The 26,279-nt window shown below is 69.0% G+C and carries 30 protein-coding genes; 12 read left to right on the plus strand and 18 right to left on the minus strand.

The window, feature by feature from the left end; genetic code table 11:
* Together DFQ14_RS17110 and DFQ14_RS17115 are read right to left on the minus strand one after the other, a co-directional pair.
* Positions 1-174 (minus strand): DUF397 domain-containing protein (locus DFQ14_RS17110; RefSeq protein WP_147275575.1); only part of this gene is annotated, 174 nt, incomplete at its 3' end.
* Positions 175-185: 11 nt separating this feature from the next.
* Positions 186-1,022 (minus strand): helix-turn-helix domain-containing protein, encoded by an 837-nt coding sequence (locus DFQ14_RS17115; protein WP_114454312.1) that lies wholly within the window; start codon positions 1,020-1,022, stop codon positions 186-188.
* A gap of 147 nt (positions 1,023-1,169) precedes the next feature.
* Between DFQ14_RS17115 and DFQ14_RS17120 the strand changes: the two genes are divergently transcribed.
* The 4 genes from DFQ14_RS17120 to DFQ14_RS17135 all read left to right on the plus strand — a co-directional run bounded on the left by DFQ14_RS17120 (position 1,170) and on the right by DFQ14_RS17135 (position 2,574).
* Positions 1,170-1,391: a hypothetical protein gene (locus DFQ14_RS17120; RefSeq protein WP_114454313.1), complete on the plus strand. Its 222-nt coding sequence runs from the start codon at positions 1,170-1,172 to the stop codon at positions 1,389-1,391.
* Positions 1,391-1,654 (plus strand): hypothetical protein, encoded by a 264-nt coding sequence (locus tag DFQ14_RS17125; protein ID WP_114454314.1) that lies wholly within the window; start codon positions 1,391-1,393, stop codon positions 1,652-1,654. Before DFQ14_RS17120 ends, DFQ14_RS17125 begins: the two co-directional genes overlap by 1 nt.
* A 169-nt stretch (positions 1,655-1,823) precedes the next feature.
* A complete protein-coding gene (locus tag DFQ14_RS17130; RefSeq protein ID WP_114454315.1) occupies positions 1,824-2,246 on the plus strand; it encodes a hypothetical protein in 423 nt (140 codons plus the stop codon).
* A 52-nt stretch (positions 2,247-2,298) separates the two neighbouring features.
* On the plus strand, positions 2,299-2,574 hold the full coding sequence (locus tag DFQ14_RS17135) for a hypothetical protein (protein ID WP_114454316.1): 276 nt from the start codon (positions 2,299-2,301) through the stop codon (positions 2,572-2,574).
* Between the two features lie 341 nt (positions 2,575-2,915).
* Here the strand turns inward: DFQ14_RS17135 and DFQ14_RS17140 are convergent, their stop codons facing one another.
* The 3 genes from DFQ14_RS17140 to DFQ14_RS17150 all read right to left on the minus strand — a co-directional run bounded on the left by DFQ14_RS17140 (position 2,916) and on the right by DFQ14_RS17150 (position 5,098).
* Complete coding sequence (locus tag DFQ14_RS17140; RefSeq protein ID WP_114454317.1) at positions 2,916-3,383, minus strand: hypothetical protein; 468 nt, start codon at positions 3,381-3,383, stop codon at positions 2,916-2,918.
* Positions 3,384-3,530: 147 nt separating this feature from the next.
* Entirely contained in the window at positions 3,531-4,550 is a 1,020-nt protein-coding gene (locus DFQ14_RS17145; RefSeq protein ID WP_114454318.1) for a CU044_5270 family protein, read from the minus strand.
* Positions 4,547-5,098 carry an RNA polymerase sigma factor gene (locus DFQ14_RS17150; RefSeq protein WP_114454319.1) on the minus strand — a complete coding sequence of 184 codons (552 nt, stop codon included), beginning with the start codon at positions 5,096-5,098 and terminating at the stop codon, positions 4,547-4,549. Before DFQ14_RS17150 ends, DFQ14_RS17145 begins: the two co-directional genes overlap by 4 nt.
* 177 nt (positions 5,099-5,275) lie before the next feature.
* Between DFQ14_RS17150 and DFQ14_RS17155 the strand changes: the two genes are divergently transcribed.
* Positions 5,276-5,725, plus strand: a complete 450-nt coding sequence (locus DFQ14_RS17155; RefSeq protein ID WP_114454320.1) for a VOC family protein — start codon at positions 5,276-5,278, stop codon at positions 5,723-5,725.
* A 68-nt stretch (positions 5,726-5,793) separates the two neighbouring features.
* Here DFQ14_RS17155 and DFQ14_RS17160 read toward each other — a convergent pair whose 3' ends face one another.
* Positions 5,794-7,083 (minus strand): MFS transporter, encoded by a 1,290-nt coding sequence (locus DFQ14_RS17160; RefSeq protein WP_114454321.1) that lies wholly within the window; start codon positions 7,081-7,083, stop codon positions 5,794-5,796.
* 287 nt (positions 7,084-7,370) lie between these two features.
* Here DFQ14_RS17160 and DFQ14_RS17165 point away from each other — a divergent pair, with 287 nt between their 5' ends.
* Positions 7,371-8,261 (plus strand): LysR family transcriptional regulator, encoded by an 891-nt coding sequence (locus DFQ14_RS17165; RefSeq protein WP_114454322.1) that lies wholly within the window; start codon positions 7,371-7,373, stop codon positions 8,259-8,261.
* A gap of 280 nt (positions 8,262-8,541) precedes the next feature.
* Here the strand turns inward: DFQ14_RS17165 and DFQ14_RS17170 are convergent, their stop codons facing one another.
* Both DFQ14_RS17170 and DFQ14_RS17175 read right to left on the minus strand, forming a co-directional pair.
* On the minus strand, positions 8,542-9,477 hold the full coding sequence (locus DFQ14_RS17170) for a nucleoside hydrolase (RefSeq protein ID WP_114454323.1): 936 nt from the start codon (positions 9,475-9,477) through the stop codon (positions 8,542-8,544).
* A gap of 114 nt (positions 9,478-9,591) precedes the next feature.
* Positions 9,592-10,353 (minus strand): Fic family protein, encoded by a 762-nt coding sequence (locus DFQ14_RS17175; RefSeq protein WP_114454324.1) that lies wholly within the window; start codon positions 10,351-10,353, stop codon positions 9,592-9,594.
* Between the two features lie 238 nt (positions 10,354-10,591).
* On the opposite strand from DFQ14_RS17175, the gene acs reads away from it, so the two are divergent.
* From acs to DFQ14_RS17190, 3 genes are all read left to right on the plus strand, one after another.
* Complete coding sequence (acs, locus tag DFQ14_RS17180; protein WP_114454325.1) at positions 10,592-12,577, plus strand: acetate--CoA ligase; 1,986 nt, start codon at positions 10,592-10,594, stop codon at positions 12,575-12,577.
* Between the two features lie 254 nt (positions 12,578-12,831).
* Entirely contained in the window at positions 12,832-14,067 is a 1,236-nt protein-coding gene (gene nhaA, locus DFQ14_RS17185) for a Na+/H+ antiporter NhaA (RefSeq protein WP_114454326.1), read from the plus strand.
* 99 nt (positions 14,068-14,166) lie between these two features.
* Positions 14,167-14,694 (plus strand): phage holin family protein, encoded by a 528-nt coding sequence (locus DFQ14_RS17190; RefSeq protein ID WP_114454327.1) that lies wholly within the window; start codon positions 14,167-14,169, stop codon positions 14,692-14,694.
* A gap of 12 nt (positions 14,695-14,706) precedes the next feature.
* Here the strand turns inward: DFQ14_RS17190 and DFQ14_RS17195 are convergent, their stop codons facing one another.
* The 4 genes from DFQ14_RS17195 to nth all read right to left on the minus strand — a co-directional run bounded on the left by DFQ14_RS17195 (position 14,707) and on the right by nth (position 18,084).
* Positions 14,707-15,891 (minus strand): MarP family serine protease, encoded by a 1,185-nt coding sequence (locus tag DFQ14_RS17195; protein ID WP_114454328.1) that lies wholly within the window; start codon positions 15,889-15,891, stop codon positions 14,707-14,709.
* A 65-nt stretch (positions 15,892-15,956) separates the two neighbouring features.
* The gene (locus DFQ14_RS17200) at positions 15,957-16,682 is read right to left on the minus strand and encodes an NUDIX hydrolase (RefSeq protein ID WP_179951603.1); all 726 of its coding nucleotides are present in this window, start codon (positions 16,680-16,682) and stop codon (positions 15,957-15,959) included.
* Positions 16,679-17,350: a TlpA family protein disulfide reductase gene (locus DFQ14_RS17205; RefSeq protein WP_114454329.1), complete on the minus strand. Its 672-nt coding sequence runs from the start codon at positions 17,348-17,350 to the stop codon at positions 16,679-16,681. The genes DFQ14_RS17200 and DFQ14_RS17205 overlap by 4 nt, the downstream gene beginning before the upstream one ends.
* Complete coding sequence (gene nth, locus DFQ14_RS17210; protein WP_114454383.1) at positions 17,347-18,084, minus strand: endonuclease III; 738 nt, start codon at positions 18,082-18,084, stop codon at positions 17,347-17,349. The genes DFQ14_RS17205 and nth overlap by 4 nt, the downstream gene beginning before the upstream one ends.
* A 235-nt stretch (positions 18,085-18,319) precedes the next feature.
* Between nth and DFQ14_RS17215 the strand changes: the two genes are divergently transcribed.
* The 3 genes from DFQ14_RS17215 to DFQ14_RS17225 all read left to right on the plus strand — a co-directional run bounded on the left by DFQ14_RS17215 (position 18,320) and on the right by DFQ14_RS17225 (position 21,246).
* The gene (locus DFQ14_RS17215; RefSeq protein WP_114454330.1) at positions 18,320-18,574 is read left to right on the plus strand and encodes a hypothetical protein; all 255 of its coding nucleotides are present in this window, start codon (positions 18,320-18,322) and stop codon (positions 18,572-18,574) included.
* Positions 18,575-18,670: 96 nt separating this feature from the next.
* On the plus strand, positions 18,671-19,345 hold the full coding sequence (locus tag DFQ14_RS17220; RefSeq protein WP_114454331.1) for a Crp/Fnr family transcriptional regulator: 675 nt from the start codon (positions 18,671-18,673) through the stop codon (positions 19,343-19,345).
* A gap of 653 nt (positions 19,346-19,998) precedes the next feature.
* Positions 19,999-21,246, plus strand: a complete 1,248-nt coding sequence (locus tag DFQ14_RS17225; protein WP_420810190.1) for an MFS transporter — start codon at positions 19,999-20,001, stop codon at positions 21,244-21,246.
* A 10-nt stretch (positions 21,247-21,256) separates the two neighbouring features.
* Here the strand turns inward: DFQ14_RS17225 and DFQ14_RS17230 are convergent, their stop codons facing one another.
* The 6 genes from DFQ14_RS17230 to DFQ14_RS17255 all read right to left on the minus strand — a co-directional run bounded on the left by DFQ14_RS17230 (position 21,257) and on the right by DFQ14_RS17255 (position 26,274).
* Positions 21,257-21,529 carry a hypothetical protein gene (locus tag DFQ14_RS17230; protein WP_114454384.1) on the minus strand — a complete coding sequence of 91 codons (273 nt, stop codon included), beginning with the start codon at positions 21,527-21,529 and terminating at the stop codon, positions 21,257-21,259.
* Positions 21,530-21,729: 200 nt separating this feature from the next.
* On the minus strand, positions 21,730-22,524 hold the full coding sequence (locus tag DFQ14_RS17235) for an MBL fold metallo-hydrolase (protein WP_114454385.1): 795 nt from the start codon (positions 22,522-22,524) through the stop codon (positions 21,730-21,732).
* Between the two features lie 94 nt (positions 22,525-22,618).
* Positions 22,619-23,443 (minus strand): NUDIX hydrolase, encoded by an 825-nt coding sequence (locus DFQ14_RS17240; protein WP_114454386.1) that lies wholly within the window; start codon positions 23,441-23,443, stop codon positions 22,619-22,621.
* A gap of 124 nt (positions 23,444-23,567) precedes the next feature.
* Complete coding sequence (locus DFQ14_RS17245; protein ID WP_246195846.1) at positions 23,568-24,839, minus strand: hypothetical protein; 1,272 nt, start codon at positions 24,837-24,839, stop codon at positions 23,568-23,570.
* 61 nt (positions 24,840-24,900) lie between these two features.
* Positions 24,901-25,533 (minus strand): hypothetical protein, encoded by a 633-nt coding sequence (locus DFQ14_RS17250; protein WP_114454333.1) that lies wholly within the window; start codon positions 25,531-25,533, stop codon positions 24,901-24,903.
* 282 nt (positions 25,534-25,815) lie between these two features.
* Entirely contained in the window at positions 25,816-26,274 is a 459-nt protein-coding gene (locus DFQ14_RS17255) for a RidA family protein (protein WP_114454334.1), read from the minus strand.
* Positions 26,275-26,279: the final 5 nt, after the last annotated feature.

Genomic DNA, 26,279 nt, shown 5'->3' on the forward strand with positions numbered 1-26,279 from the left:
CTTGATCGCGGCCACGAACGCCGACCACTGCTCGCCGGTGGTGGTGAAGTATCCGGCCGCACGGTCCTTGGTGTCCCGCACGGCCGCACCGCCCGCGATACGGCCGACCTCGACGCAAGCGTTGCCACCTCCGCTACGGGTGGACTTGCGCCAGCCTGTAGGAGAGAGATCCATAGTCGTGCCCTTCATCCGTGTAAAAATTCCGAGATGCGATAGGCGCTGTCCTGTTCACTCAACGCCTGCCCTCGAAGACCGGTGAACAGGGTATCCAGTTCGGAAACAATGTCTTCGTCGTCCACAAGGTGACCGCCGACGGCGTACTCCTGGTAAGCAGTGGACGGCCACGTGTCGGGTGGGAAGTCCAGTAAATGGAACGACCCGGACATCGACTCGTGCAGGCCGAGGTCGTACGGCAGGATGTGGATGGTCACGTTCGGACGTTCGCCCATCTCGAGCAAGTGAGTGAGCTGATCGGTAGACACGCTGCTTGCCTTGGCACACCTGTGCAAAGCAGCTTCCGAGATGATGGTGATCAACTCGAGCGGCTCGTCCTCGAAGAGCCGCTGCTGCCGCTGCATACGCAGCTCGACCTTTCGCTCGACCTCCTGCGGTTCGGTCATGTGGCGAGCGAGAGTCGTCACCGCACGAGCGTAGTCCTCAGTCTGCAGCAGGCCGGGTATCAGTTCGAGCTCGAAGTTACGCAGCCGGAGCGCATCGGTCTCCATACCGACGTAGTTGGAAAACCACGTCGGCAGCCGATAGGTGGACCACCAACCGCGTCGCGATGCCTCCTGCCTGATCTCCTCGAACAGCGCTCGGTCCTGGTTGCTGAGGTTGAAGTGATCCATCAAGACCATGAGCTCAGGCTTGCTCGGAGAGTTCCGCCCCGTCTCGATGTGCCCAACCTTGGCGACAGAGCAACCGAGCAGCTTCGCGATCTCTTCAAGACTCTGCGCTGACTCGGCGCGAAGTTTACGCAGCTCACGACCAAGAGCCTTGCGTCGCATGATCGGGCTCGCCATGCCCTGAGCGTAACCCTTCCAGATTGATCACCCGATTGGGTCATCGCTAATAGTAGTTCTACAAACTATGTTCTTCGAAGTAGATCGACTGAATAGGTATGGGACTCAGTCGCGGATGGTCACGCTGAAGCGAAGGGCAGGATTTTGATGACTCACTACAGCCAGGCGCCGTTCACGTCGGTGCCCGAGTTGCGGCCGGAGGTGTGGCCCCGATGGCTGCCCGGTACGACGCTGCGGGATCGGGAGGTGCACTGGGCGCCGGAGCTCAACGCGCGGGCGGCCTGCGGTGCGGAGGTGATGTGGGCCGAACCCGATCACCCGGCCACGCGGCGGCACCGCTGCCCGGACTGCGTGCGGGCGGTGCGGTGATGGCGGGCCGGGAGACGGCGCTGGCGGTGCTGCTGCGCAAGGCGCAGTGGATGCTCGACGACGCGGCCTTCGCGGTGGGCGGCGGTCGCTGCGCCCCCGAGCAGCGGCGGGTGCTGGCGAGCGCGCTGGACGAACTGTCCACGGCCCTGCGCGAGACCGCCACCGAACACGAGAACCACGGCGAACCCGGAACCGGCCACTCCTCCGGCATCCCGCTGCCCGGCGGCGAGTCCGGCGGCGAAACCGGCGAGGAGGTCCGGTGATGGCCGAAGCCGCGATCGCGCTGGCGGTGCTGACGCTCCTGCTCGGCATCCTCGCCTGGTCCCCGCGCACCGAACCCGGCCGCGAACACACTCCCGAGCGAAATCCCACACACGTACCCGACGGCCGGGCGCCGCAGCCACCGGCGGGAAAAGCACGAGCGCCCCGGGTGTGGCCGACCCGGGCGAGCGCGCCTGGATGGCCAGTGTCCACGAGTCCGGCTGGCACGCCGTGGCCCGCTGCTCCTGCGGCGGATCCGTGATCACCGCGTGCGGGCACCGGCTGCACGGGCCGGTGCATCGCAGGCTCGGCGACGAACCCCCGCAGGACACGGTGCGCACGGTCTGCGCACCCTGCGCCCAGCTCGCCGGGGTGGTGCCACCCCGATTACCGCGCGTCTCACCCCGCATCGCCTGGCCCGCCCGAGACCCGGACATCGACTGGCCGGACGAGGACTCCGACGCGGAGACCACCGGACGCAGACCCGCTCTGAACCTGGCGCTGGCCACGATCATCGAGCACACACCACCGCCCGGCAACGAGCAGCCCGACGAGCGCGCGATCGCCGCGAAAGCGCTGCACCCGGCCGCGTAGAACCGAAAACCGGCCCGGTGCCTCCCACCCTCATCGAGCAGAAAGCAACGACGTGAACACCGCCCACATCGAATTCTCCGACCGGCCCCGCACACCGGAAACCACCGGCACCCCCGAGCACCGGTTCGGGTGGTTCGGCACGCCCGACCCGGCCGAACCCCCACCCGCCGGCCCCGCGCCCCAGGACGTGTCCCCGCACTTCCTGCGCTTCACCGATCCCCGCGACCTCGGCACGCAGCCCAGAATCCTGCGACGACTGCAGGGATTCGGGGCAGAGCACGGGCCGGACTCGCCCGCCGGTACAGCCCCGCCCCGATACGGCGAGTGAGAACTCCGCCCACAGGCCTGACGATCCGGCACCGTCCACGGCAGAATCACCCACCACGGCATTTCCCGGGCATTCCACACTGCCGGTACACGGTCAAGGACCGACACTGGTCACAGTAGAGCCACAATCGCACACAGTCCGTAAAAATTGGCCCCCACGAACCCGGTCCGGTGCCGTGCCCACTCCGGTGCCGGACTGCCCGGTGGCCGGGCGCGAGTTCTCCCCCGACCGCGCCCGGCCACCCTCCACGGAACGCAGGCGCAGCCGCTGCACCGTGCACCGCTCTCCCGCACGAAGGGACAGCCGGCCACACGACGAACTTCGCCGGAATGCTTCCCGGCTCAGTCGGCAGGCTGCAGCCGCAGGTAGCGGTCATGGCAGTGGACCAGCTCGTGCACCATCCACAGTGCAACGCCGACCACGACCGCGGCGTGCAGCGGCGACGACTGCGGCTGCAGAGCACGGCCGCCGGTGAGCAGCATCGTCACCAGTGGCGCGCCCGCCAGGGTCAGCATCACGATCCCGAGCAGAGCGGGAGTCGCGCCTTCCTCGGTCACGAACAACCGCACCAAGGCCCGATGCAGCACGCGCAGCACCGCCAATCCCCCGATCCCCGCCAGCACCCACAGCGTGGCCGAGGGCACCCCCAGCACAGGCAGGCCCGATCCGAGATACGCCGTGACCCAGCACGCGAGCAGGACGACCACCGCAGGCACCATCGCCACCGCCCGCGCTCGGGGTGGGAACATCGGAAACACCAGCGGCACCACGTCCGCCGGGCGCCACTCCTGCCTGTCCGGTGCTCGCATCGGTATCGATCATGCCGCACACCACCGCGAACACGCTGCCCGCCGATCGAGTGGCGGCCCGCCGAGTTCACTACCCAGCCGGTCCGCACCGATCGACCAACGCGTCGCCCGAGACACCGCCGAACGCAGTACCCGCACTGCGTCCCATCACCGCTCGACGAACTTCCGCTCCAGGAAGATGCTGTAGCTGATCACGGAGGGGATGGGCACGTTGAGTTTGCCCGCCGAGGTGGTCAGCATTTCCTCGTAGCCGAGGAAACGGCCGTTGTCCGGGCCGAGGATGAAGGTGTAGCGGGTGGGCAGTCCGCTACCGTCGGATTCCAGGGAAAAGGCCCGACCGGGGCGGCCTGCCCGGTCGCGGGTGGTGCCGTTGTAGCGCATGCCGGGCAATTCGGCGAGCACACGCAGTACCGCGGCACGCTCCTGAGGCAGCAACACCCGATTCCGCAGCAGATCGGTGATGGCGCTGAAGGTCCGGAGAGGTTCGGTTTGGCCGGAAGGACGCTGCCGCAGCCACCGACGCAGGGCATCGGCGTCCACCGGCGGGCGCTCGTCCCAGTAGTAGGTGCGCTCCCCGGCGCCCCACCGGTGCACCCGCTCGCTACCGGACGTGTCTCCGGCCCACTTCTCGCGGCCGGCCTCGGACCGGAACTGCGGGGGTTGCGCACGAATGACGCTGCGTCCCGAGCCGTCGGCATGCCGCCAGAGCCGGAACGTCGAGGGCTGAATTACCGACACGGTGCCGCTGTTGTCGATCTGGCTGTGCAGATACCAGTTCTCCATCTTGATGTATTCGGTCTGGCCGGGTGCGCCCTTCGGCACCCCGGAGACCTCGGCCCGGTCGGCGATGGCGTGCAGCCTCTCGGCGGCAGGCAGGTCCCGCTGCGGCGGGGTGATCTCCAGCAACGGGGGTGTGGCGGCATACCCCTCGGGGGCGTTAGGCCCGGCCGTGGTCCAGACCAGACCACCGGCCACCAACACCGTCGCCGCGGCCCCGGCCAGCACCGCCCGACGGGTGCGTGCCCGAGGCCTGTGTCGCCGAGCGGCGGGCTGCTCCGTGTCGATGATGCCGGTGGGGTGCGGCGGCGGGACCGCCGCGCGCTCGTCGTCGCGCATGGGGTCCAGCGGCCCCATCAGCTCCCGGATGTGCTGCTCGGTGTGCTTCATCGCTTCGCTCCTTCCGCTGCGGCAACGGCGCTGCCCCCGCGCAGCTCCCGGGAGGCGCCCCGGCGCAGAGCGTCGAGTAATCGGCGGCGAGCGCGGTTGATGCGCATCGCGGCCGTGGTGCGAGCGCAGCCGAGAACAGTGGCCACCTCGGCGCTGGTCAGGTTCTCCCAGGCCACCAGCCGCAGGACTTCCCGATCGTCCTCGCGCAGGCGGTCGAACGCCGCGGCCATGGCCAACCGGTCGGCAACCGCCGCAGCATGGTCGGTACCGGCAGGCTCGGCCGGTTGGGCAGCGACATGCTCGGCCAGCGCGTGGGCTCGCCGCACCCGGCGGAACTCGTTGGACAGCACGCGCCGGGCGATCCCGTACAACCACGGCAGCAAACGGTCCCCCGCCGGGGACTCGGAAAGCCTGCGCCACACCACCACGAACACCTCCGCCGTGACGTCGTCGACGTCCCCCTCGGCCACCCGCCTGCCGACGAACCGCCGTATGTCGCCGTAATGCCGGCGGTAGATGTGACCGAACCGGGTCTGCCCGTCACCCATCCCGCTCCCTTCGCCTCACCCACTTCCGTGTCCGACACAGCCGCAGCTGTCACACCCGTACCCACAAAAAGTGGATCAGCCCAGCTCACGGAATTCTCGGGAGAGTGGACTGTCGGTGCCGCGTGCCAGCATCGACGGCACGGGAAATCCCCGAGCGGATCACCGATTGGAGAAACCATGATCACCGGAATGACCATCGCCACCGCATGGGTCCTCGACCAGGAATCGGCCAAGCGCTTCTACACCGAGAAACTCGGATTCGAGGTCCGCACGGACACCACCGTGGGCGACTTCCGCTGGCTCACGGTCGGCGCGAAGAACCAGCCCGACCTGGAACTCACCCTCATGGAACCCAAGCCGCCGTCGCTGGATCCCGAATCCGCCGAGCAGGTCAGAGCCCTGGTCGCCAAGGGAGTCCTCGGGGCCGGCGTGTTCTCCACCGACGACTGCCACGCCACCTACCGCGAGCTGTCCGCCAGAGGAGTCACGTTCCTCCAGGAACCCACCAACCGCCCCTACGGCATCGAGGCGCTGCTGCGCGACGACTCCGGCAACTGGTACAGCCTCAACCAGCCCCACGAGCAGCTGGACACCGACGCCGAATGGGGCGAGTGCATCGAGACATGAACGAGCCGCGGGCCCTTCGGGCAGTGCCGAAGGGCCCGCGGCCCCGACGAGCTCACGGCCTCGTCAATTCACCGGACGGAGCTCTGCAGGGCCGCTTCGGACGGCTCGTCCGAAGCGGCGGCCGGTGCGGCGGGCTGCGCCGCCGGGCGTGCCGCCGCCGCGATCGCGAGCGCGGCGAGAGCACCGATCCCGGCGAAGGCGTAGAAACCCCACGGGTACGCGAGGCCCGCCGTGAGCAGCGCGCCACCGAGCAGCGGCCCGCTGATCGCGCCGATGCGCCCGACACCGGTGGTCCAGCCGAGTCCGGTGGCCCTGCTGTGAACCGGGTAGGCCCGGCCCACGAAGGCGTAGACCAGCACCTGCGCGCTGAAGACGAAGAACCCGGCCAGCAGCACGGCCACGTAGAGACCGACCGCGGGCAGTCGGATGCTGAGCAGGGCCAGCATCACCGCCGCCGCGACGAACCACAGCACCGTCGAGCGCTTCACGCCCGTGCGGTCGGCGACCCTGCCTGCCACGAACAGGCCGAGCACGGCACCCACGTTCAGCGTCAGCAGCAGCCCCAGCGACGCACCGAGGGGGTAGCCCGCCTCACGCATGATCTCGGGCAGCCAGGTGTTGAGCCCGTAGACCAGGATCAACCCCAGGAACGAGGCCACCCAGAACGCGATGGTGGAACGCCCCATCCCGTCGCGGAACAGGGCCGCGATGCTCTCCCGCGCGGAGCTCGCCCCGGACGTCTCGGCGTTGCGCTGCGCCTTCTCCTGGAAGATCTGCGACTCCGGCAGGTACCGCACCATCAGCGGCACCAGCACCAGCGCGGGCAGGGCACCGGCGACGAACATCGCCCGCCACCCCAGCGGGGAGATCAACACCAGCCCGAGCAGCGCGGTGAGCACCGCACCGACGTGGTAGCCGGTCATGATGATCGTCGTCGCGCTGCTGCTCCTGTTGCCCCGCGCGAACTCGGTCACCAACGTGATGGCGGTGGGCAGGCAGCCACCGAGCCCCACACCGGCCAGGAAGCGCAACAGGCCGAACACGAACACCGACGGCGCCACCGCGCACAACGCGGTGAACACCGAGAAGCTCGCCACCGCGAGCACCATCACCTTTCGCCGCCCGATGAGGTCGGTGATCGTGCCGATCACCAGCGCGCCGATCATCATGCCGACCAGACCGGCGGTCGAGGCCAGCGAGGCGCTCGCCGGGTTCAGACCCCATACGCCCTCGTCGAGCATGACCGGTAGCACCGAGCCGAGAACGACCAGGTCGAAACCATCGAGCAGGACCGCCGCCCAGCACAGTGGCAGCACCCACTGGGCACCCGTGCGGTTGAGCGTCTCAGCACCCGACACAGCACCCTCCCTTGATTCTTTGCACGTCGATCGGCCTTTCACCGAAAGATTACGAAGGTATGGCGGCTCCCCGATCGTTTGCCGGCTCAGCGATGATCACCGGCCTGCACGGACCACCGAAGCCGGTGCACAGCCGAGGCAACGCCGTTCGGCCACCAGCAACCATCGGGCCCCTACCCGCTGGTAAGTCAGCGTGCCTTTGACGTATGTCATATGTCCAATACCACCTTGTGGTACCAGTTATACGAGGAAGATATATCTCGGAGCGCACAGGGGGACGGAGCACGGTGGAACTCAGACACCTGCGGTACTTCGTGACGATCGCGGAGGAGCAGAACCTCACGCGCGCAGCCGAGCGCCTGCACATCGCACAGCCACCACTGAGCGTCCAGCTCCGCAAGCTCGAATCCGAGCTGGGCGTCGCACTCGTGCAGCGCAACGCCCGCGGCATTCAACTCACCGAGGCCGGGCGGCTTCTGCTGGAGGAAGCGCGGCGGATTCTGCACGACGTCGAGCAGGCCGAACGAATGACCCGGGAAGCAGGCAGCGGGCTCGTCGGGCGGCTCGCCCTGGGATTCATCCCGTCGGCCTCCCCCCTCGTGCTCCCACCGATCCTGCGGCAGTTCAAGGCGGAATACCCGGACGTCTCCCTGCACCTGCAGGAAATGCGGCCGGACGAGATCGTCGAACGGCTGCACGACCGCCGGGTCGACGCCGGGTTCTTCTACCTTCCGTTCGACGACCCCTCGCTGCGCATGCGCTGCGTGGCCGAGGACTCGCTGGTGTTGGCCCTGCCCGCCACACATCCGCTGGCGAACCGCTCGGAAGTACCCCTGTCCGCGGTCGCCGACGAGCCGTTCATCCTGCCCGCCCGGCACGGCAACATGCCCGGCCTGTACGCGATCGTGACCGAGGAGTGCGAACGGGCGGGCTTCACCCCGCGCGCCGTGCAGCGCGACGTCTGGCTCATGCAGACGATCATCGGCCTGGTGGCGGGCGGAATCGGCATCGCCGTGGTGCCGGCCTCGGCACAGCAGCTTCCCCGGGCCGGGGCCACCTTCCTGCCGCTGACCGACGTCACCGCGAAGGCGCAGACGGCGATGGCCTGGCGCCACGGCACCGAGTCGCCCGTGCTGCGCTCGTTCCTCGACATCGCCGCGCAGAACGCGACCGCCTGAGATGCCGACTGAAGCAACCCCTGCGCAGACCCTTGGAGCACTCCTTGGTGACCGCGCGGATCGGGTGCGGCCGACCGGCTGTGTGCGGTCGTTTCGGCAAGCGGCGTCAGCCGCTTCCTTGTCACGTATGCAGCCGGCACCGCCGCGGGTTCTCCGGCACAGCCTCGCGAGGACAGTCGGCACGTGGTGTAGGTGGCTACTCGAGGTGCCGGCTCCCGCAGCGAGGCGCAGCCGGAGGTTCCGCCACCCGCACCGCCACGCAAGCCGATCCGCACACCCTTCACCCGAGCGGGTCCGCGACCCGGGTGTAGGCGTCGGTGAGCAGATCCCAGAAAGCCTCGTGACGCAGTCCGGTGGCCACCAGGGTGTTGTGCGGTCCGGAGTCGCCGGTGAAGTCGGTGACCGTCATCCCCGAGGTGAACCTGCCGTGCGTTTCCACGTCGACCCGGGCGGTCACCGTGGTGATCAGGCCCGGGTCGATGACGTAGGCGACCGCGCACGCGTCGTGGATCGGCGGGCCGTCCCCTTCCCGGTACTGCACCGCTTCCCCGTAGAAGTCCAGGCACGGGCTCAGCAGCTCCCGTTCGAACCGTCCGAGCCCGGCGAACCGGGAACGCACCGCGGCCGTGGCCCTGGCCTGCAGAGTCAGGTCCAGTCCGACCATCACCGGCTGCCACGGTGCGCTGAAGACCGCGGCCGCCGCCTCCGGGTCGGCGGCGATGTTGAACTCGGCGGCCGGGGTGTTGTTCCCGCGCGTGTACGAGCCGCCCATGATGACGAGCTCCTTCGCCCACTGCGTGATGCGCGGTTCCTTGCGCAGCGCCAGGGCGATGTTCGTCAGTGGACCCACGGCGGTCAGGCTGATCTCTCCGGGAGAGGCGGCCAGCGTGTCGATGATGAATTCCACCGCGTGCCTGTCCAGCGGTTTTCCCGCGGCGGCCGGCAGGAGCACGTTGCCGAGCCCGTTGGGGCCGTGCACGTCCGAGGCCTCGCGCGGGGCACGGAGCAGGGGACGGTCCGCGCCCCGTGCGACCGGCACGTCCATCCCGTAGAACTCGGACAGGCACAGCGCGTTGCCGGTGGTGTGCTCCAAGCCCACATTGCCGCCGACGCTGGTCAGCCCGACGACCTCCACCTCGGGACTGCCGTGCGCGAGCGCGATGGCCAGGGCATCGTCGATGCCGGGGTCACAGTCGATCAGGATCTTCTTGGACACGCCGCTCTCCGCCTTGGTCCTTTGCGCTGTCCTCGGTTTTCGCAACCACCACCGAACCCCGCCGGGCACGGGGAGATGGTTTCCCGCAGCTTGCCGCCCCGATGTGGTCGGGCACTACGCCTGCACGGCGTCGGCGATGGATCTCGCCTCGCGAGCCCCGGATTCGAGAGCTTTGCAGCAGTGCACGATCCACTCCCCCACACGTTCCGGCTCTCCGGAGGCGAATCCCTCGGCGGCTGCCACGTACTCGTCCTGCCGCCGGAAGTGGGCGACCTCCGGCACCACGAGCCCCTTCGGGTCCAGCCCGCTGCCGATCACGCTCAGCCGGGACGCCGCACGCGCCACCACCCCGTCGACCTCGCCGAAAGGAGCGAGTGCGAGCAGCTCGCCGTGCACGACCGCGGCCTGCACCGGCCCCGGAACCACCCCTTGCGACTTCCCGCCCGTCTCGACGACGAGCCGGGAGAGCAGGTCCAGCCGCGTGGAGACCTCGTCGGAGGCACGGGGACGGCCGAGCCGCTCCTGCTCGTGTTCGGCGACGAGGTCGGCCGCCGCCAGCACGTGCAGGCGGGCCAGCGCCTGCAGCGGCGCGCGCTGCCAGGTCGGCAGCAGCGGCCCGACCGCCTCGGCGATCCGCAGCGACCCGGCGAGCAGCGGGTCGCTGACCTCGCCACCCTCCGGAATCTCCGCCGCGCCCCCGGCGACGGCGGCCGAGGCACGGGCCGCACGGACCGAGGCCTCGGCGGCGGTCGTCGGCCAGCCACGCCGGTTGGCCGGATGCTCGTGCACCTCGTCGATCGCCGCACGGGCGGACGTGACGGCCTCGGACACACCGGGCAGTTCCATGAGCGGGCGTAGCGACTCCTGGGCATTCACGTCCCTGACGCTACCGGCCGCCCATCCCGGCTCGTCCGGCCGAGTGGGCACCCTGCACAGTGCTGCGACATACGTCACTATTTCGTTCGCTCCGCGGCGCGTGATTCGGCGAATCACCCTGCTGACCAGGAGGTCGAATCGATCCACACCTTGGGAGCCGTCCCTGTCGCAGTGAGCAGAATCGCACTACGGTTTCACTCAACACAGCCGTCCACCAGCAGCCACGGAGGTCTCAGCGATGAGTCAGCCCGACGGGCAGAACAACACTCTGGACAATCTCCTTTCGGAGAGCAGGACGTTCCCGCCGTCGGCGGAGTTCGCCGCGCAGGCGAACGCCACGGCGGAGTGGTACGACCAGGCGGCTGCCGACCGGGAGGCCTTCTGGGCCGACCAGGCTTCGCGGCTGCACTGGGACACCCAGTGGGACCAGGTGCTGGACTGGTCACAGGCACCGTTCGCGAAGTGGTTCGTCGGCGGGCGGCTGAATGTGGCCTACAACTGCGTGGACCGGCACGTGGAAGCGGGCCACGGCGACCGGGTGGCCATCCACTGGGAGGGCGAACCGGGTGATTCCCGCAGGATCACCTACGCCGACCTGCAGCGCGAGGTCTCCAAGACCGCCAACGCGCTGGCCGAGCTCGGCGTGGGCTCCGGCGACCGGGTGGCGATCTACCTGCCGATGCTGCCCGAGGCCGTGTTCTCGATGCTGGCCTGCGCCCGGCTGGGAGCGCTGCACAGCGTCGTCTTCGGCGGGTTCTCGGCCGAGGCGCTGCGCAGCCGCGTCAACGACGCCGAGGCCAAGGTCGTGATCACCTGTGACGGCCAGTACCGGCGCGGCAAGCCGATGCCGCTGAAAGCCAACGTCGACGAAGCGGTCAAGGACACCCCGAGCGTGGAGCACGTGCTCGTGGTGCAGCGCACCGGCGAGGACGTGTCCTGGAACTCCGGGCTGGACATGTGGTGGCACGAGGTCGTCGACCGCCAGTCCGAGAACCACACCCCGGAGACGTTCGACTCCGAGCATCCGCTGTTCATCCTCTACACCTCGGGCACGACGGGTAAGCCCAAGGGCATCCTGCACACCTCGGGCGGGTTTTTGACCCAGGCCGCCTACACCCACGACGTGGTGTTCGACCTCAAACCGGACTCGGACGTGTACTGGTGCACCGCCGACATCGGGTGGGTGACCGGCCACACCTACATCGTCTACGGCCCGCTGGCCAACGGTGCCTCGCAGGTGATCTACGAGGGCACGCCGAACACCCCGCACGAGGGCCGCCACTGGGAGATCGTGGCCAAGTACGGCGTCTCGCTGTACTACACGGCCCCGACCACCATCCGCACGTTCATGAAGTGGGGCGCCGACATCCCCGCCCAGTACGACCTGTCCACCCTGCGGGTGCTGGGCACGGTGGGTGAGCCGATCAACCCCGAGGCCTGGATGTGGTACCGCGAGCACATCGGTGGCGGCACCGCCCCCATCGTCGACACCTGGTGGCAGACCGAGACCGGCGCGATCATGATCTCGCCGCTGCCCGGGGTGACCGCGGCCAAGCCCGGCTCGGCCCAGACCCCACTGCCCGGTATCTCGGTCAAGGTCGTCGACGAGAACGGCACCGAGGTCGGAGCCGGCGGTGGCGGGCTGCTGGTGCTCGACAAACCGTGGCCGGGGATGCTGCGCGGCATCTGGGGCGACGACCAGCGCTACCGGGAGACCTACTGGTCGCGCTTCGCCGAACAGGGCTACTACTTCGCCGGCGACGGCGCCAAGTACGACGAGGACGGCGACCTGTGGCTGCTCGGCCGGGTCGACGACGTCATGAACGTCTCCGGCCACCGGATCTCGACCACCGAGGTCGAATCCGCGCTGGTGTCCCACGACACCGTCGCCGAGGCCGCCGTGGTCGGCGCCAGTGACCCCACCACCGGAGAAGGCATCGTCGCGTTCGTCATCCTGCGTGGCGGGGCCGGCGAACAAGCAGGCGGCGACCAGGCCGTCACCGCCCTGCGCGAGCACGTCGCCCGCGAGATCGGCCCCATCGCCAAGCCCCGGCAGATCATGGTCGTGCCCGAGCTGCCCAAGACCCGCTCGGGCAAGATCATGCGCCGGCTGCTGCGCGACGTCGCCGAGAACCGCGAAATCGGCGACGTGTCCACCCTGGCCGACTCCAGCGTGATGGATCAGATCTCGGCCGGCCTCAACACCAGCAGCGCCGACGAGTGAACGAGATCACCGCGGGGTGCCCGGCGGGCACCCCGCGGTGGCCCGCCAATGCTGTGACCGGGGCTCCTCGGCCTCTGCCCGGCTCGTCGACACACAGCGTGTCCCAGCGGTCGCCGATCGTTCCGCGGTGAGTATTCACACCTCTTTTGTCGCCGGGAGACCGGCAGCGTGGGTGTTAGGCTGCTGCAGCAGGGTGAGCCGGGAAGACTGGTCGGCGTCCGCAGTACTTGCTGGCCACAGGCAGGAGCCGTGCATTGTCAGAGTCCTCCCCCAACACGCCCGAATCCGGTGACTCCGGCGCGAACACGCGAGACTTCAACCTGGCGGAGTTCCTGCGCAACGAGACCGTTGGCGGGATCGCGCTGGTGTTCGCCACCGCCGTGGCACTGATTCTCGCCAACACGCCGGCGTCCCCGCTCTACAATGCCGTCCGCGACTTCCACATCGGCCCGGACTTCCTGCATCTCAACCTGAGCGTGGGCGACTGGGCCAAGGACGGCCTGCTGGCGATCTTCTTCTTCGTGGCCGGGCTCGAGCTCAAGCGGGAGCTGGTCGTCGGGGAGCTCGCCGACCGCAAGAGAGCGACCCTTCCGGTCGTGGCCGCCCTCGGCGGGATGATCGTTCCCGCCGTCCTCGCCTACTCGGTCGCGCACGGCGCCCCGGGAGCCGCCCAGGCATGGGCCATTCCGGTCGCCACCGACATCGCCTTCGCGCTCGGCATCCTGTCCCTGACCGGCTCGTCGATCCCCAGTACCGCGAGAGTCTTCCTGCTCAGTCTCGCCGTCGTCGACGATCTCGGTGCGATCATCGTCATCGCGGTGCTGTTCACCAGCGGCCTGAACATGCTCGCCCTGCTGGCCGCGGTCGTGCTCTGTGCCGGCTACTGGTACGCCCAGCACAAGCGCATCACCACCCCGTTCCTCTACGTGCCGCTCGCGCTGGCGGTCTGGGTGGCGGTGCACAGCAGCGGGGTCCACGCGACCGTCGCCGGGGTGGCCCTGGGCCTGCTGACCCGGGTGCGCTGCGACCCCGGCGAACGCGCCTCCCCCTCGGAACGCCTGGAGCACCGGCTGCAGCCGTGGTCGGCCGGGCTCGTCGTGCCGGTGTTCGCCCTGTTCGCAGCCGGGGTGCCGATCGGGGCGGAAGCGCTGAGCGAACTCTTCCAGGACCGCATCGCGATCAGCGTGATCGTGGGCCTGGTACTCGGCAAGGTCCTCGGGATCTTCGGTGCCTCGTTCCTGGCGGTCAAGCTCGGCTTCGGCTCCCCTCCGCAGGGAGTGCGCTGGCCCGATATCGCCGCCCTCGGAATGCTGGGCGGTATCGGGTTCACCGTCAGCCTGCTGATCGCCGAACTCTCCCTGCCCGAGGAAGCCGCCGAGATCGCCAAGGCGGCGGTACTGATCGCGTCGCTGATCGCGTCGCTGGTCGCCGTGCTGATGTTGCTGGTGCGGGGCCGCAGGCACAGGCAAGCCGGCACCGCGGACCTGTAGTGACGTACGGGCGGGGCTCTTCCCCCGGTGGAGTCCCGCCCGCAGACTTCCTCCGCGAGTCACTGGGTCGCGAATGCACACACGTGGCACGATGTTGCTGTGAACGAGCCTGCAGACAGCACCCGAGCGAGCAACAACGGCAACCGTGACGGCGCCGCGCCCGGCACGGCCGGGGGATCGTCCGCCACCTCCATCCCGCTGTCCGAAGAGGGCACGGGTGCGGGCAGCGAGCAGTCGATCGGGACCCTCGCCAAGGACGCCACGACGCACCTGTCCACACTGGTCCGTGCCGAGCTGGAACTGGCCAAGGCCGAGCTCGCCGGGGAGGTGCGCAAGGGCGTCAAAGGCAGCGTCTACTTCGTCCTCGCGCTGACCGTGCTCGCGTTCAGCACGTTCTTCCTGTTCTTCACCCTCGCCGAAGGGCTGGCGCAACTGGGCCTGTGGCGATGGGCGGCCTTCGGCATCGTCTTCCTGGTGATGCTGCTGACCGCGGGAGTGCTCGGTTTCCTCGGCTACCGGCGCGTGCGCAAGATCCGGGCACCGGAACGCACCATCGCCTCCCTGAAGGACACCAAGCAGCTCACGCACCGGCACAGCCAGGAGCCCGCCAGGGGCGAAACACGGTAACCACCGGAGACGTCAGTTCGTGCACCGGCCGGTCGCGACGGGCTCGGTCAACGTCGGTGCTGCCGCCACCTCGTCGGCAACCTGCTGGGCCGTCAGGGCGAAGCCCGTGTCGGGGTCGTCCACGGCAGCGCCGAACACGACGCCCACGACATCGCCCTCCGGGTTGATCAGCGGCCCTCCCGAATTGCCGCTCTGCACCTTCGCGCGCACCGTGTAGACGTCGCGGAGCACCGTGCTGTCCCCGTAGATGTCGGGGCCTCGGAGGTTGATCCGCTCGCGGACACGTCCCGCCGACGCCGTGTAGGGACCGTCCAGGGGATAGCCGAGGGCGATCACGCTCTGACCGGAGTTCGCCGGCTGCCGGATGAAGTCCATCGCCTCGGCATCCAGCGCGGGCACCGACAGCACGGCAACGTCCTCACGCGGATCGAACAGCACCACCTCGGCCGCGAGCCGGTCGGACCCGGTCTCGATGAACACCTCCTCGGTGCCTGCCACCACGTGCGCATTCGTCATGATCCGGTCCGGGGCGATGACGAAACCGCTCCCTTCCAGCGCACGGCCACAGTCGGGAGCCCGGCCACGGATTTTCACGACACTGGACCGCACCTCGCGCACGATCTCGCTGTGCGCCAGCGCGGGATTCGGGGGGGAGATCCGGGCGACAGGTGTCTGCGAGAACGGCGCCAGCGTCTCCGGGAAACCGGCCACGCCGAGCATCTCGCGCAGCTCGTCGGGCAGGCTCCTGGCCGCCGCGGGCATCATCGAATCGACCGTACTCAGCACCTTGGACCTGCTGAGCGCCGAGGCCAGTCCCGGTGCCGCCGAGGCGGAGGTGAACGGCAGCGCCACCAGCCACGCCACAACGAACACCGCAACTCCCTGCAGCAGCGCACCCAGAACGTTGTCGACACCGGTCAGCTTGGTGGAGGTGATGCGGTCCCGGAGCTCACGGCCCGCCCACATGCCCAGGGCCTCGCCGAGCGAGACCAGGAGCACCACGATGCCGACCCCGACACCGATCTTGGCGAGGTCGTTGTCGAGCCGATCGAGCAGCAGGGGAGCCACCTTGAGCCCGACCACGGCTCCGGATATCACTCCGACGAGTGAGAACAGAGCGCTGACCATGCCGTTGCGTGCTCCCGACACCCCGGCAAGCAGTGCCAGCAGCACCACCAGCAGGTCGACCCAGTTCACCCTGTCACCTCACTCGCGCGCACCGGAATCATGGACTCGTTCGAAACGGTCCGGGGACAACCGCATCAACGGCCGAATCCGACATCGTCGGCCTCTTCTGCGGCCCGCCACGCCTCGTCCAGACCGCGGATGTCCCGGCGGTTCCAGTTTCGCGACCATCCTGCGAGGTCCAGCACTCCCGACAACAGCCCCCCGGTGAATCCCCAGACCAGCATCCCGGGCACCAGGAAGGCGGGAGTTTTGTGGCCGTTGTTCAGGGACACGTGAATCCGGTTCGCGGGATCGGCCAGCCAGGAGATCGGCACCCTGGCCACGGCCGCGGTCTCGGCGGGATCCACCGGTGCCACCGGCGAGGGCTCCCGCCAGTACGCCAGCACGGGGATGACCCGGAAACCACTGTGAGGGACGTACAGTTCGGGCAGAGTGGCGACCGGGTGAATCCCCGACGGCAGCACCCCCACCTCCTCCACCGCTTCGCGCAGTGCCGCATCCACCGCATCGCGGTCCTGAGCATCGACTGCGCCGCCGGGAAAGGCCACCTGCCCGGGGTGCGAACTGAGCTCATCGGCCCGGCGGAGCAGCAGCACATCCGGCTCGGCGGCACCACCGTCACCCGAGGAGCCCTGACCGAACAGGATCAGCACCGCGGCTTTCCGGGCGCCGTCCGGAGGTGAGGTGTGGGCCCTGCCGAAGTGCTCGATGTCGATGTCGGCGGTGCGTTCGACCAGCGGGCGCAGCCACTCGGGAAGAGCGGCCACATCGACCAGCGGCCCGGGGATGTGCCGGTTCATCGGGCACCTCCCAGGACACGCTGCACAGCTGCCCGTACCTCGTCCGGCGACTCGAACACCTCCGGATTCAAGCGGTGCACCCGCCCGGAGGGGGTGACCACATAGCTGGCGGGAAGGGCGCTCGGCACCTGCAGAGCTGCCGAGATCCGGCGGTTCCGATCGTGCACCGACGGGAAGGTGACTCCCAGCCTGTCGAGCAGTTCGAGCCCGTCGGCCTGCTCGCTCTTCACCTGAAGCCCCAGGACCCGTACGGACCCCGGCTGCTGCGAGTACTCCTGCAGGACGGGCAGCTCCTTGCGGCACGGGGGGCACCAGGTCGCCCACACGTTGATCAGGGTGGCGCGCCCGGCCGTGGCCTTTCCGACATCGACGGTCGAACCATCCGCCAGGCACGTGCCGGTGGCTCCGGCGAGCTGTGCGGGAGCGGGCCGGTCACCCCCGGTGGGACACGCCGCCAGGTCCGCTCGTGCACGCAACTCGGCCAAGCGCTCGGGCCCGGCCACCTGCCGTTCCGGCGCGGATGCGGGCGGGGTCCCGGCTTCGGCCGTATCCCGCTGGGCATCCCGGGGCCACAGCGCGACGGCGGCCAGCACGGCCAGCACGACCACCACGATCGTCCAGCGGATCTCGTTGCGGAACTCGCCGGCGAAGGCGACGAAACGGTTCATTGCGCGGGGTCCTTCGACGCGGCCTGCTGCACGGTCCTCTGCGGGACCTCGCCCGCGACACCGGCCAGCTCGAGCAGCCACGGGGCCTCCGGACCCCGAACGAGTTCGGCGGCGGCGTTCGGATCCGTCGGCCCGGCTCCGAACGAGGGGCAGTCCCGTGCGAGCGGGCAGGCCCCGCACGCGGGCTTGCGCGCGTGGCACACGCGGCGCCCGTGGAAGATCACCCTGTGGGACAGCATCGTCCACTCTTTGCGCGGGATGAGATCGCCCACAGCGTGCTCGACCTTGACCGGGTCCTGCTGGGCCGTCCAGCCCCACCGCCGAACCACCCGGCCGAAATGCGTGTCCACTGTGATACCGGGCACGTCGAAGGCGTTGCCGAGGATGACGTTGGCCGTCTTGCGGCCGATGCCGGGCAGCTTGACCAGCTCGTCCTGCCGCGCGGGTACCTCACCGCCATGACGCTCCAGCAATGCCGCGCCCAACCCCATCAGCGAGGAGGCCTTGTTCCGGTAGAACCCCGTGGGCCGGATCAGCTCCTCCAGTTCGGCACGGTCGGCGCCGGCATAGTCCTCCGCCGTCGCATAACGCGCGAACAGCTTCGGTGTGACCTCGTTGACCCGCTTGTCGGTGCATTGCGCGGACAGGATCGTGGCCACGGCCAGTTGCAGTGGTGTGGTGAAATCCAGCTCGCAGTGCGCGTCGGGGTAGGCTTGGGCCAGGGAGCGCATCATCCGGCGGGCACGGCGTACGAGCCCGAGCCTGGTCTTCTCGGGTCCGGGATTGCTTCCCTCTCCGGAGTTCCCGGTCGCTGCGGACTTCCCGGTGGGACTCACTCGCGCTCGATCGGACACCCCACTAGCCTACGGATCCAGTCGGCACGAAAGTGCGACCCACCCTGCCCGCGCAAACCGACCAACGCCCCCCGGTTGCAGCCCCCGTGAAGGCATAAGCGAGGATCTAACCATCATGACTGCCTGGTTCGTGATCGTCGTACCGCTCGTGATCATGTTTTTCACCCTGTTCATGGAACGGGTGGAGGCGCGACTTCGGCACGTCGCGGTACAGGAGAACGAGGTGGAAGAGTTGCTGGAGAACGCCCGGCCGGACGAGATCCGAGCGTTGTTCCGGCAAGGAATTGGACGTGCGCTGGAGCTGTTCCAGCTACGCAGAGTGGGACGCGCCGGTAGACTACGAACGCGCCGTTCCCGCGACCGGTCTTAGACTGGCTGGTGGTGATAGGCGGCACAGCCCGGCCACCGTGTTCGTCGCGGGGCCGGCATCGAAAGCAGCCGCCGCGTCTCAACATGGAGGGACGAGGTGGACGAAACCCTGTCGCGGGCCGGCATCTTCCAGGGAGTGGAGCCGGCAGCCGCGGAGGCACTGACCCAATCGCTGGAACCGGCCGAGTTCCCGCGTGGACACGTAATCTTCGCCGAAGGCGAGCCGGGTGACCGGCTGTACATCATTCAATCCGGCAAGGTGAAGCTGGGACGCAAGTCCCCGGACGGCAGGGAGAACCTGCTGGCGATCATGGGACCGTCGGACATGTTCGGCGAGCTGTCCATCTTCGATCCGGGTCCCAGGACATCGACGGCAACGACGGTGACCGAGGTGCGTACGCTGACCATGGACCGCGGTGCGCTGCGGCAGTGGATCGCTACCCGCCCCGAGATCGCCGAACAGTTGCTCCGGGTCATCGCACGGCGCCTGCGCAGGACCAACGGCATGCTCGCTGATCTCATCTTCACCGACGTGCCCGGCCGCGTTGCCAAGGCGCTGCTGCAGCTCGCGCAGCGATTCGGCAGTCAGGAGGCCGGCCTGCTGCGGGTCACCCACGACCTCACGCAGGAAGAGATCGCGCAGTACGTCGGCGCATCGCGGGAGACCGTGAACAAGGCACTGGCCGACTTCGCACACCGTGGTTGGCTCCGGCTCGAAGGCAAGAGCGTGCTGATTCTCGATCCGGAACGGCTGGCCAAGCGCGCTCGCTGACCGGTGAGACCCCGCCTCCAGCGGGTGGTCTCGTAGCGCGCCGGCCGGGAATGTCGAAAGACAGCTCCCCGGAGACAGCTTCGCCCGGTCGGTGCGCTGTATTGCGTCGACTCGTCATGACCTGAATCGATTTAGCGCTCTTCCGGTCGCCCGATTCGCGAGCAGCGTTGGCGGGGCAGGCCGTGCCTCGATACGGCCTGCCCCGCCAACGGCATCCGATAAGCGAGAAGGGACCGGACGCCACCCCCGACGCGGCGTTCCGGTCCCTTCTCGCTGCGTGGTTCGTCCCCCGACCAACCACGCTCCCCGAGCCTCCGATGCGTCGGCCCCGAACCATGGCACCGGAGGTTGTTTGTGCGGCGAAGCAGTTGTACAGGCAACAGCTCCGCTTCGTCCGCGGTTACTCGGCCTTGGCAACCGTGCGTGAACCACACCTCTACGATGCGCTCTCCACGGCGCCCTTGCCAAGCCCTTTCACCCAGGAAGACGTGCCGAACGGGCGTGGGGTTGCATCCTCATCCAGAATTTCTTCGCCGGATTTTTCGCCCACGCCGCGTAGAGCCTCAGGAGGGCCTGCCGCTCCCGCTCGGCCTCGTCCCAGCGCGGTGAATGACACGGGAGTCATTGGTACTGCCGTACCAGTATATCCGATACTGGCCCGCGTGACCGCATCCTTGTCCCCGCGCGACTACCGCAGCGCCCTCAGCACTCCCGGAGCCACCGCACCCGTACTCACCTCACTGCTGGCCCGGCTGCCGATTGCCATGATCGGGCTCGCACTGTTGCTCTACGTCGAGCGCACGACCGGCTCCTTCGCCACGGCGGGACTGGTATCGGCCGCCAACCTGGCGGGAGTGGCGTTCGGTTCGGTCCTGCAGGGCAGGATCATGGACCGGCTGGGACCGACCGCACCGCTGTGCGTGGCCTCCGCCGTTTTCACGGCGTTCGTCGCAGCCGAGGTACTGGCCATCGAGTCGACGGCACCGGTCGCCGTGCTCACCACGCTGGCCTTCGCCATCGGCATCACCGAGCCCATGACCGCACCGGCCTCGCGTGCGCTGTGGAGTCGGCTGCTGCCACCGGGAACCGTGCGGGATGCCGCCTACTCCTACGAGGCGATCAGCATGGAGGTGTTCTTCATTCTCGGGCCCGGTCTGGCCGGGCTGCTGGTCGCACTGCCCTGGCCGGGAACCGGTGTGGTCGTCGGCGCGGTCTGCATGGTCGTCGGCAGCGTCGGTTTCGCGTGCACCCGCGCCGCGCGTCATCGGCGGCCCCTGCCGCAGGAGCGATCATCCGACAGCATGCTCGGCGCGCTCGGAACCCCGGGGATGCGCACGGTGGCTCTGGCCGCGCTCGGCTTCGGCACCCTGCTCGGGATGGTGGAAGTGGCCGTTCCCGCAACTGCCGAACACGCGGGCAGGCCGGCCCTGGGCGGGCTGATGCTCAGTGTGCTGTCGATCAGTTCGGTGATCGTGGGCGTGCTGTACGGGATGCGACCGTGGCCGCGGCCCATGCATCTGCGTCTGCCCGCACTGCTGCTGGGCTTTGCCGCACTGATCGCCCTGCTGGCGTTGCCGGAAACCCTGTGGGGCCTGAGCCTGGCCCTGCTGGTGGCGGGCAGTCTGATCACCCCGCAATCCACCGCTCACTCGGTCGCGCTCGACATTGCGGCACCGTCCGGTACCGCAACCGAGGCGTTCGGCTGGGTGATCACGGCGGTAACCCTGGGAGCCGCTGCGGGGCAGTCGCTCAGCGGCTGGATCGTCGAACTCGCCGGCCCGCCGCAGGCCTTCGTCACGGCCGGGGCGATCGGGGCGCTGCTCGCTCCGGCACTGTGGCTGCGCCGCACCACGCTGCTGCCCTCGGCCACACCTCCGGAAACAACCTTCGCTGCCGTGTGAGCCGGCTCGGTCAATCCGCCCGGCAGCCGACCGACCTCGCGTGGTAATGACCTTCCCGGGCTGCGTCCAGCTCCGCATAAGCAATGCGGAGCGCCTCTTGCTCGTCCACCGCGTTGTCTTCGGCGCTGTCCCGGATCCCCTCCACGGCTTCTCGTAAACCCAAATGGCTGCGCAGCGCTTCCTCGAAAACCTCGTACTCGTGTTTACGGGAGCGAGCCGCGGCAACCTTCGCAGCGGTCAGCAGCTCCTCATCGATGTACACGGTGGTCTTCTTGCGCGCCATAGCAGCCATTTTGACAGGAAAAAGGAAGAAAAGAAGCACGGCAAGACGGTGTCCCACCTCGAAAGCCCGCTGCGAGAACGCTCCTCGGCTCACCACTCCCCGCCACTGGCCGCGACGATCCGCGAGCGTTGACTGCCGTAGCGGATCCACCGGGACGGAGAAGTCCCGGATCTACCCTGCCCGGCAGACACCTCGGCGCCTCACAGCTCGCCGGTCTCGTGCAGGTAGGTCAGCTGGGCCCGCACGGTGCTCTCGGCCGCAGCCCGGACGGACCGGTCGACGTCGGCGTAGACGACCTCGACGACCTGCTGCGCGGTGACCTCGGGACCGTGCTCCCGCACCACCTGCCTGACCTGTTCGAGCCGCTGCTCGCGATGAGCCAGATACGCCGACGCCACGGCACGGACGTCGGCAAGCTCGGGGCCGTGTCCCGGCAGCACGCGAGTACCTTCGGGCAACTCGGCCAGGCGCCGCAGCGAGTCGAGGTAGGAACCCAGATGCCCGTCCGGGTCGGCGACCACGGTCGTTCCCCTGCCGAGGAGGCTGTCCCCGGCGAACAGTGCGGACACACCGTCGTGCTCGACCGCGAAGCACACCGAGTCGCCGGTGTGTCCCGGGGTGGCCAGCACTCGCAGCCGCAGGCTCGCCACGGAGAGCAGCTCGTCGACACCGAGTGCCTCCGCACCGACACACAGCGCCGGATCGAACGCCCGCACGGGCGCGCCGGTGAGCTCGACGAACTCCTGCACACCCGCGGTGTGATCCGGATGGTGATGCGTGAGCAATATCAGTGCCACGGGGCCGTGGCCGGCCACGCGCCGCAGGTGCTCACCGTCATCGGGGCCGGGGTCGATCACGACGCACTCGCGCGACCCCGGTGCCCGTACGATCCAGGTGTTCGTACCGTCCAGGGTCATCGGCGTCGGATTGTCGGCCAGCAGCACCGACGCATACGGGGTCACCTGCCGCAGCGCACCGTAGGCGGGATGCTCCAGGGACAGTGGGCTCACTCGCCTCTCCCCTCATCCAGCGGCCCGTGCCTGCGGGGCCGCGCGGCGAGTCTCCGCCGCAGCACGAAACACGAAACGATCACGTCTCGTCGTATCCCGGTTCTCCCGGCAGCACGACCCGCCATCTCCCCTCGCGGCGCACCACGCGCGGAACGACCTTACCGACCGCTCGATCGGTCTCCAGGGCGTTGGCCACGCTGCCGCACGTGGCGAGCTCGGTCAAGGTCATCCAGGTCGGTGGGAGCAGACCGCAGTGACCGCCCTTCCAGTCCTCCAGCGCACCCTGTGGAGTGCGCCAGTACGCGTCGGCGGCCTCCGTGGTGACGGCATCGGCACGCTGTCCGCGCGGCATCGCGGCGAGGAAGAACCGCGTGTCGTAGCGGCGGGTCTCGACCTCCGGGGTCACCCAGTTCGACCACGGCCGCAGCAGGTCGGCCCGCAGCACCAATCCCGCCTCGGACAGGAACCGGGCGAAGGACAGCTCGCGCGAGACCAGCGCCTGCCGCGCATCGGCGTACGGGGAGGTGTCGGCGACCACGGTTTCCGCACTGTGCCCGGCGAGCAGAACACCGGACTCCTCGAAGGTCTCCCGAACAGCCGCGCACACGAGTGCCCTGGCCAGCTTTGGTGTGCAGTCGAACTGCTCCGCCCACCACGAGGGTTGCGGCCCGTTCCACGACACCGACGTGTCGGCGTCCCGCTGATCCACACCGCCACCGGGGAAGACGGTCATCCCCCCGGCGAACGGCATCCCGTCGACCCTGCGCTGCAGGAACACCTCCGGCCCCGCCGAACCGTCGCGCAGCAACACGACCGTGGCCGCGTCCCGGGGCTCGGCCGGCACTTCGGGTGGTACCCGGGGAACGAAGTCCTCGGGCAGGGCCAGGTCATCGGGCAGTCCCATGCCGATCACCCTAAACGGCGAACCGTGTTCCCAGCCATACGCGCACGAAGTCGCTTTCGTACCGGAACGGCCCGCCCCCGACCGGGGGTTCCCTGCAGGCAGCCCCGGTTGCCGGCCACCGGTCTCACTGCGGCGGAGAGGAGGGTTCCTGGCTACCGGGAGCCGGAGTCGATGCCGCGCCCATCGGTGGGAAACCGCCGGTACCGGGCATGGTCGCCATGCGCGGATCCTGACGCCCCGCCGACAGCGAATCCGCCTGCTCGTCGGAGACCTCGTCGGGGGCCGCCTGCCCGGTGGGGCCGGCCGCCGGAGCCTCCCTGTCCTGTTCGCGCTGCGCCAGTTCTTCGTGCAGCTTGTGCAGGAGATTGCGTTCCCGGTCGGTGAGCTTGGCATCCACGGCCGCCGGAACACGAGGGTTGTCCGAACCGGGAGCCGGATAGCGCCTCTCCGGGCCGCCTCCGGTCGCCATGCCCACCTGTACCGCGTCGTCCCGAACCGCGTATCCGCCCGCCGTCTCGAGCCCGACAACGGTGTCCTGTCCGGTGTCTCCCCCGGGGACGTACGGCGCGGAGTCCGTGGGGGCGACGTTGACGATGGGCAGCTCGGTCAGGGAATCCGGGCCTTGGCGGTCCGGAACGGAGACGACCTCGGCAACCGGCGACTCGGGGGCGGCCGCGAATGCCGGCGCCGGGGATTCGGCAGCCGGCTCACCGACCGTGTTTCCCGCCGGGTCACCGCCGGTGTTGCGGCGTGGAGCCCGCGTGCGGCCGGAGCCGCCTGTCGTGACCGTGTCCGGCAGGAGCGAGCGTGCCGACGTCAGTGCGCTGCGGTGGTACTCCGGCAGGTCGGTGCCGGAGCTGAAGACGTCCACGGAGCAGCTGAGGCCCGCGCGGTCGAGAGCTTCCAGGATCTGGTACCCCACCGCGATCGTGGCCTCTTCGGAATCGACCTCGGCCAGCAGCACCCGTCGGGGAACGGCGCTGTAAGCCATCCCCGCGGGAGTTTTCCGCGAGGTGCACCACAGCCCTCGCAGGCTCGTGAGCCGCCCGGCGGACGGGCGCAGTGCTTCGGCGATGTCGTCGTCCGGCAGCTCCGGCGCCGCGAACCGGTGTTCCTCGGCCGGTGGGCTCTCGACGACGTGCAACCGGTCGGCCAGTGCGGGCCGCGAGTGAACCTGCTCGAGCCCCTCTTTCAGGCAACGCTGCTCTTCCGGGGCGACGGGGATGCGTCCCGCGACCAGGCAGCCGGTGAGCAGTTCGGCAGCGGCTTCGAGCCGTCCGGCACCGAGCATCCTGCGCGCCGAGTTCACGGCGTCATCGTCCACGCGGCCGGTCATGTCCAGCACGAGGTTGTGCAACAAGCTCACCGGCCCGGACCCCTCAGCGACATCCACCACGCACGCCTCCTTCACGCCTTCGAGCGACTGTCGACCGCAATGCTTGCCGGCCGTGGATTCATCATTCGTATGCCCGATGCCCCACGAGTTCCTCCGCGCCCGCACAGATCGGAACCGACTCGGCCAGCGCCGCCCGGTGGTAGACGGTCGGTTCCATCTCCGGGGTCAGTACCTCGACGCGAGGTTCCTGCTCCCCGAGCGCCCGGAGGATGCGTTGAATCTCCCCGGCGAGTTCGGCGAAGTCGGCCGAGGCGGTGACGACCACGACGCGTTCGAGTCCGGCGGCCACGGCACCGCCCGCCCGGCTTCGCCAGGCGCTGCGCACCTCGTGGATCCCCTGGCGGCCACGCAGGGTCGCTCCGAGGACCAGCACCTCCGAGTCGCCCGTGCCGCCTGCGGGAGATTCGGCGGCGAAGGTGCAGTCGTCCCAGCGAGGCTCGTCCCCGGGCAGGACGGCATCCACGACCGCGGGGTCGGCACCGAGTGGGAGCACGGCGTCGGACAGCAACCGGTGGTCGGCATCGGTGAGCATGATCCGCTCCCGAACGAGATCCCTCGGCAAGGAACGAGCGACCACCTCGGCCGCATCACCGGCCAGCCAGTCGCGGTAGCGCCACAACTGCTCGTCGGGCAGCCTGCCGGCCAGCCGAAGCAGCAGCTCGTGACACAACAGGCTTGTCTCGTGCTCGGACACGCCTCGCTCCCTCAGGTTCGAACCTGCCATTTCAGCTACTCTCCGGAGTGAATACCTCACCGATTTGACCTGATCGGGCGTAATTCAGCAGGAGATGGGAGCAGGGTACTTCCTGATCGCTACACATGGTGCGTGCTACCGCAAGAAAAATTCCCACTACTTCGGCACCGACCACGAAAAGATCCCACCGTGGCGGCGTGCGGTGCCACCCGGCCACAAGCCGGGTGGCACCGCCACGGACACCCGAAAACGGCGACCTCGGCGGGCCGCCGAACCAGGCACTCAGGCGACCTCGACGATCATCTCCACCTCGACCGGCGCCCCCATCGGCAACTCGGCCACACCGACCGCCGAACGGGCGTGCTGCCCGGCCTCGCCGAAGACCTCACCGAGCAACTCGGAAGCGCCGTTGATCACGGCAGGCTGGCCGTGAAATTCCGGCGCAGAAGCCACGAAACCGACGACCTTGACCACTCGCACGATGGAGTCCACGCCGACCAGGCCGTGGACAGCAGCCAACGCATTGAGCGTGCAGGTGCGGGCGTGGCGCTGAGCATCCTCCGGGCTCACCGCATCACCGACCTTGCCGGTGACTGCCAGCTTCCCGTCCACGATCGGCAGCTGTCCGGCCGTGTACACGTGGGCACCGGTACGCACGGCGGGCGCGTATGCCGCCACCGGTGTGACAACCTCCGGCAGCTCGATCCCGAGCCGGGTGAGCCGCTCCGTCCACGTGCCCATGCCAG

The sequence above is a fragment of the Halopolyspora algeriensis genome, assembly GCF_003337235.1.
Lineage (GTDB): Bacteria > Actinomycetota > Actinomycetes > Mycobacteriales > Pseudonocardiaceae > Haloactinomyces > Haloactinomyces algeriensis.

Bases quoted from the DNA above. Each gene is read 5' to 3' on its own strand.
- DFQ14_RS17115 (WP_114454312.1), bottom strand. From the start codon at position 1,022: ATGGCGAGCCCGATCATGCGACGCAAGGCTCTTGGTCGTGAGCTGCGT.
- DFQ14_RS17120 (WP_114454313.1), top strand. From the start codon at position 1,170: ATGACTCACTACAGCCAGGCGCCGTTCACGTCGGTGCCCGAGTTGCGG.
- DFQ14_RS17125 (WP_114454314.1), top strand. From the start codon at position 1,391: ATGGCGGGCCGGGAGACGGCGCTGGCGGTGCTGCTGCGCAAGGCGCAG.
- DFQ14_RS17140 (WP_114454317.1), bottom strand. From the start codon at position 3,383: ATGCGAGCACCGGACAGGCAGGAGTGGCGCCCGGCGGACGTGGTGCCG.
- DFQ14_RS17145 (WP_114454318.1), bottom strand. From the start codon at position 4,550: ATGAAGCACACCGAGCAGCACATCCGGGAGCTGATGGGGCCGCTGGAC.
- DFQ14_RS17150 (WP_114454319.1), bottom strand. From the start codon at position 5,098: ATGGGTGACGGGCAGACCCGGTTCGGTCACATCTACCGCCGGCATTAC.
- DFQ14_RS17155 (WP_114454320.1), top strand. From the start codon at position 5,276: ATGATCACCGGAATGACCATCGCCACCGCATGGGTCCTCGACCAGGAA.
- acs (WP_114454325.1), top strand. From the start codon at position 10,592: ATGAGTCAGCCCGACGGGCAGAACAACACTCTGGACAATCTCCTTTCG.
- DFQ14_RS17200 (WP_179951603.1), bottom strand. From the start codon at position 16,682: ATGAACCGGCACATCCCCGGGCCGCTGGTCGATGTGGCCGCTCTTCCC.
- DFQ14_RS17205 (WP_114454329.1), bottom strand. From the start codon at position 17,350: ATGAACCGTTTCGTCGCCTTCGCCGGCGAGTTCCGCAACGAGATCCGC.
- nth (WP_114454383.1), bottom strand. From the start codon at position 18,084: ATGATGCGCTCCCTGGCCCAAGCCTACCCCGACGCGCACTGCGAGCTG.
- DFQ14_RS17215 (WP_114454330.1), top strand. From the start codon at position 18,320: ATGACTGCCTGGTTCGTGATCGTCGTACCGCTCGTGATCATGTTTTTC.
- DFQ14_RS17230 (WP_114454384.1), bottom strand. From the start codon at position 21,529: ATGGCGCGCAAGAAGACCACCGTGTACATCGATGAGGAGCTGCTGACC.
- DFQ14_RS17240 (WP_114454386.1), bottom strand. From the start codon at position 23,443: ATGGGACTGCCCGATGACCTGGCCCTGCCCGAGGACTTCGTTCCCCGG.
- DFQ14_RS17255 (WP_114454334.1), bottom strand. From the start codon at position 26,274: ATGGGCACGTGGACGGAGCGGCTCACCCGGCTCGGGATCGAGCTGCCG.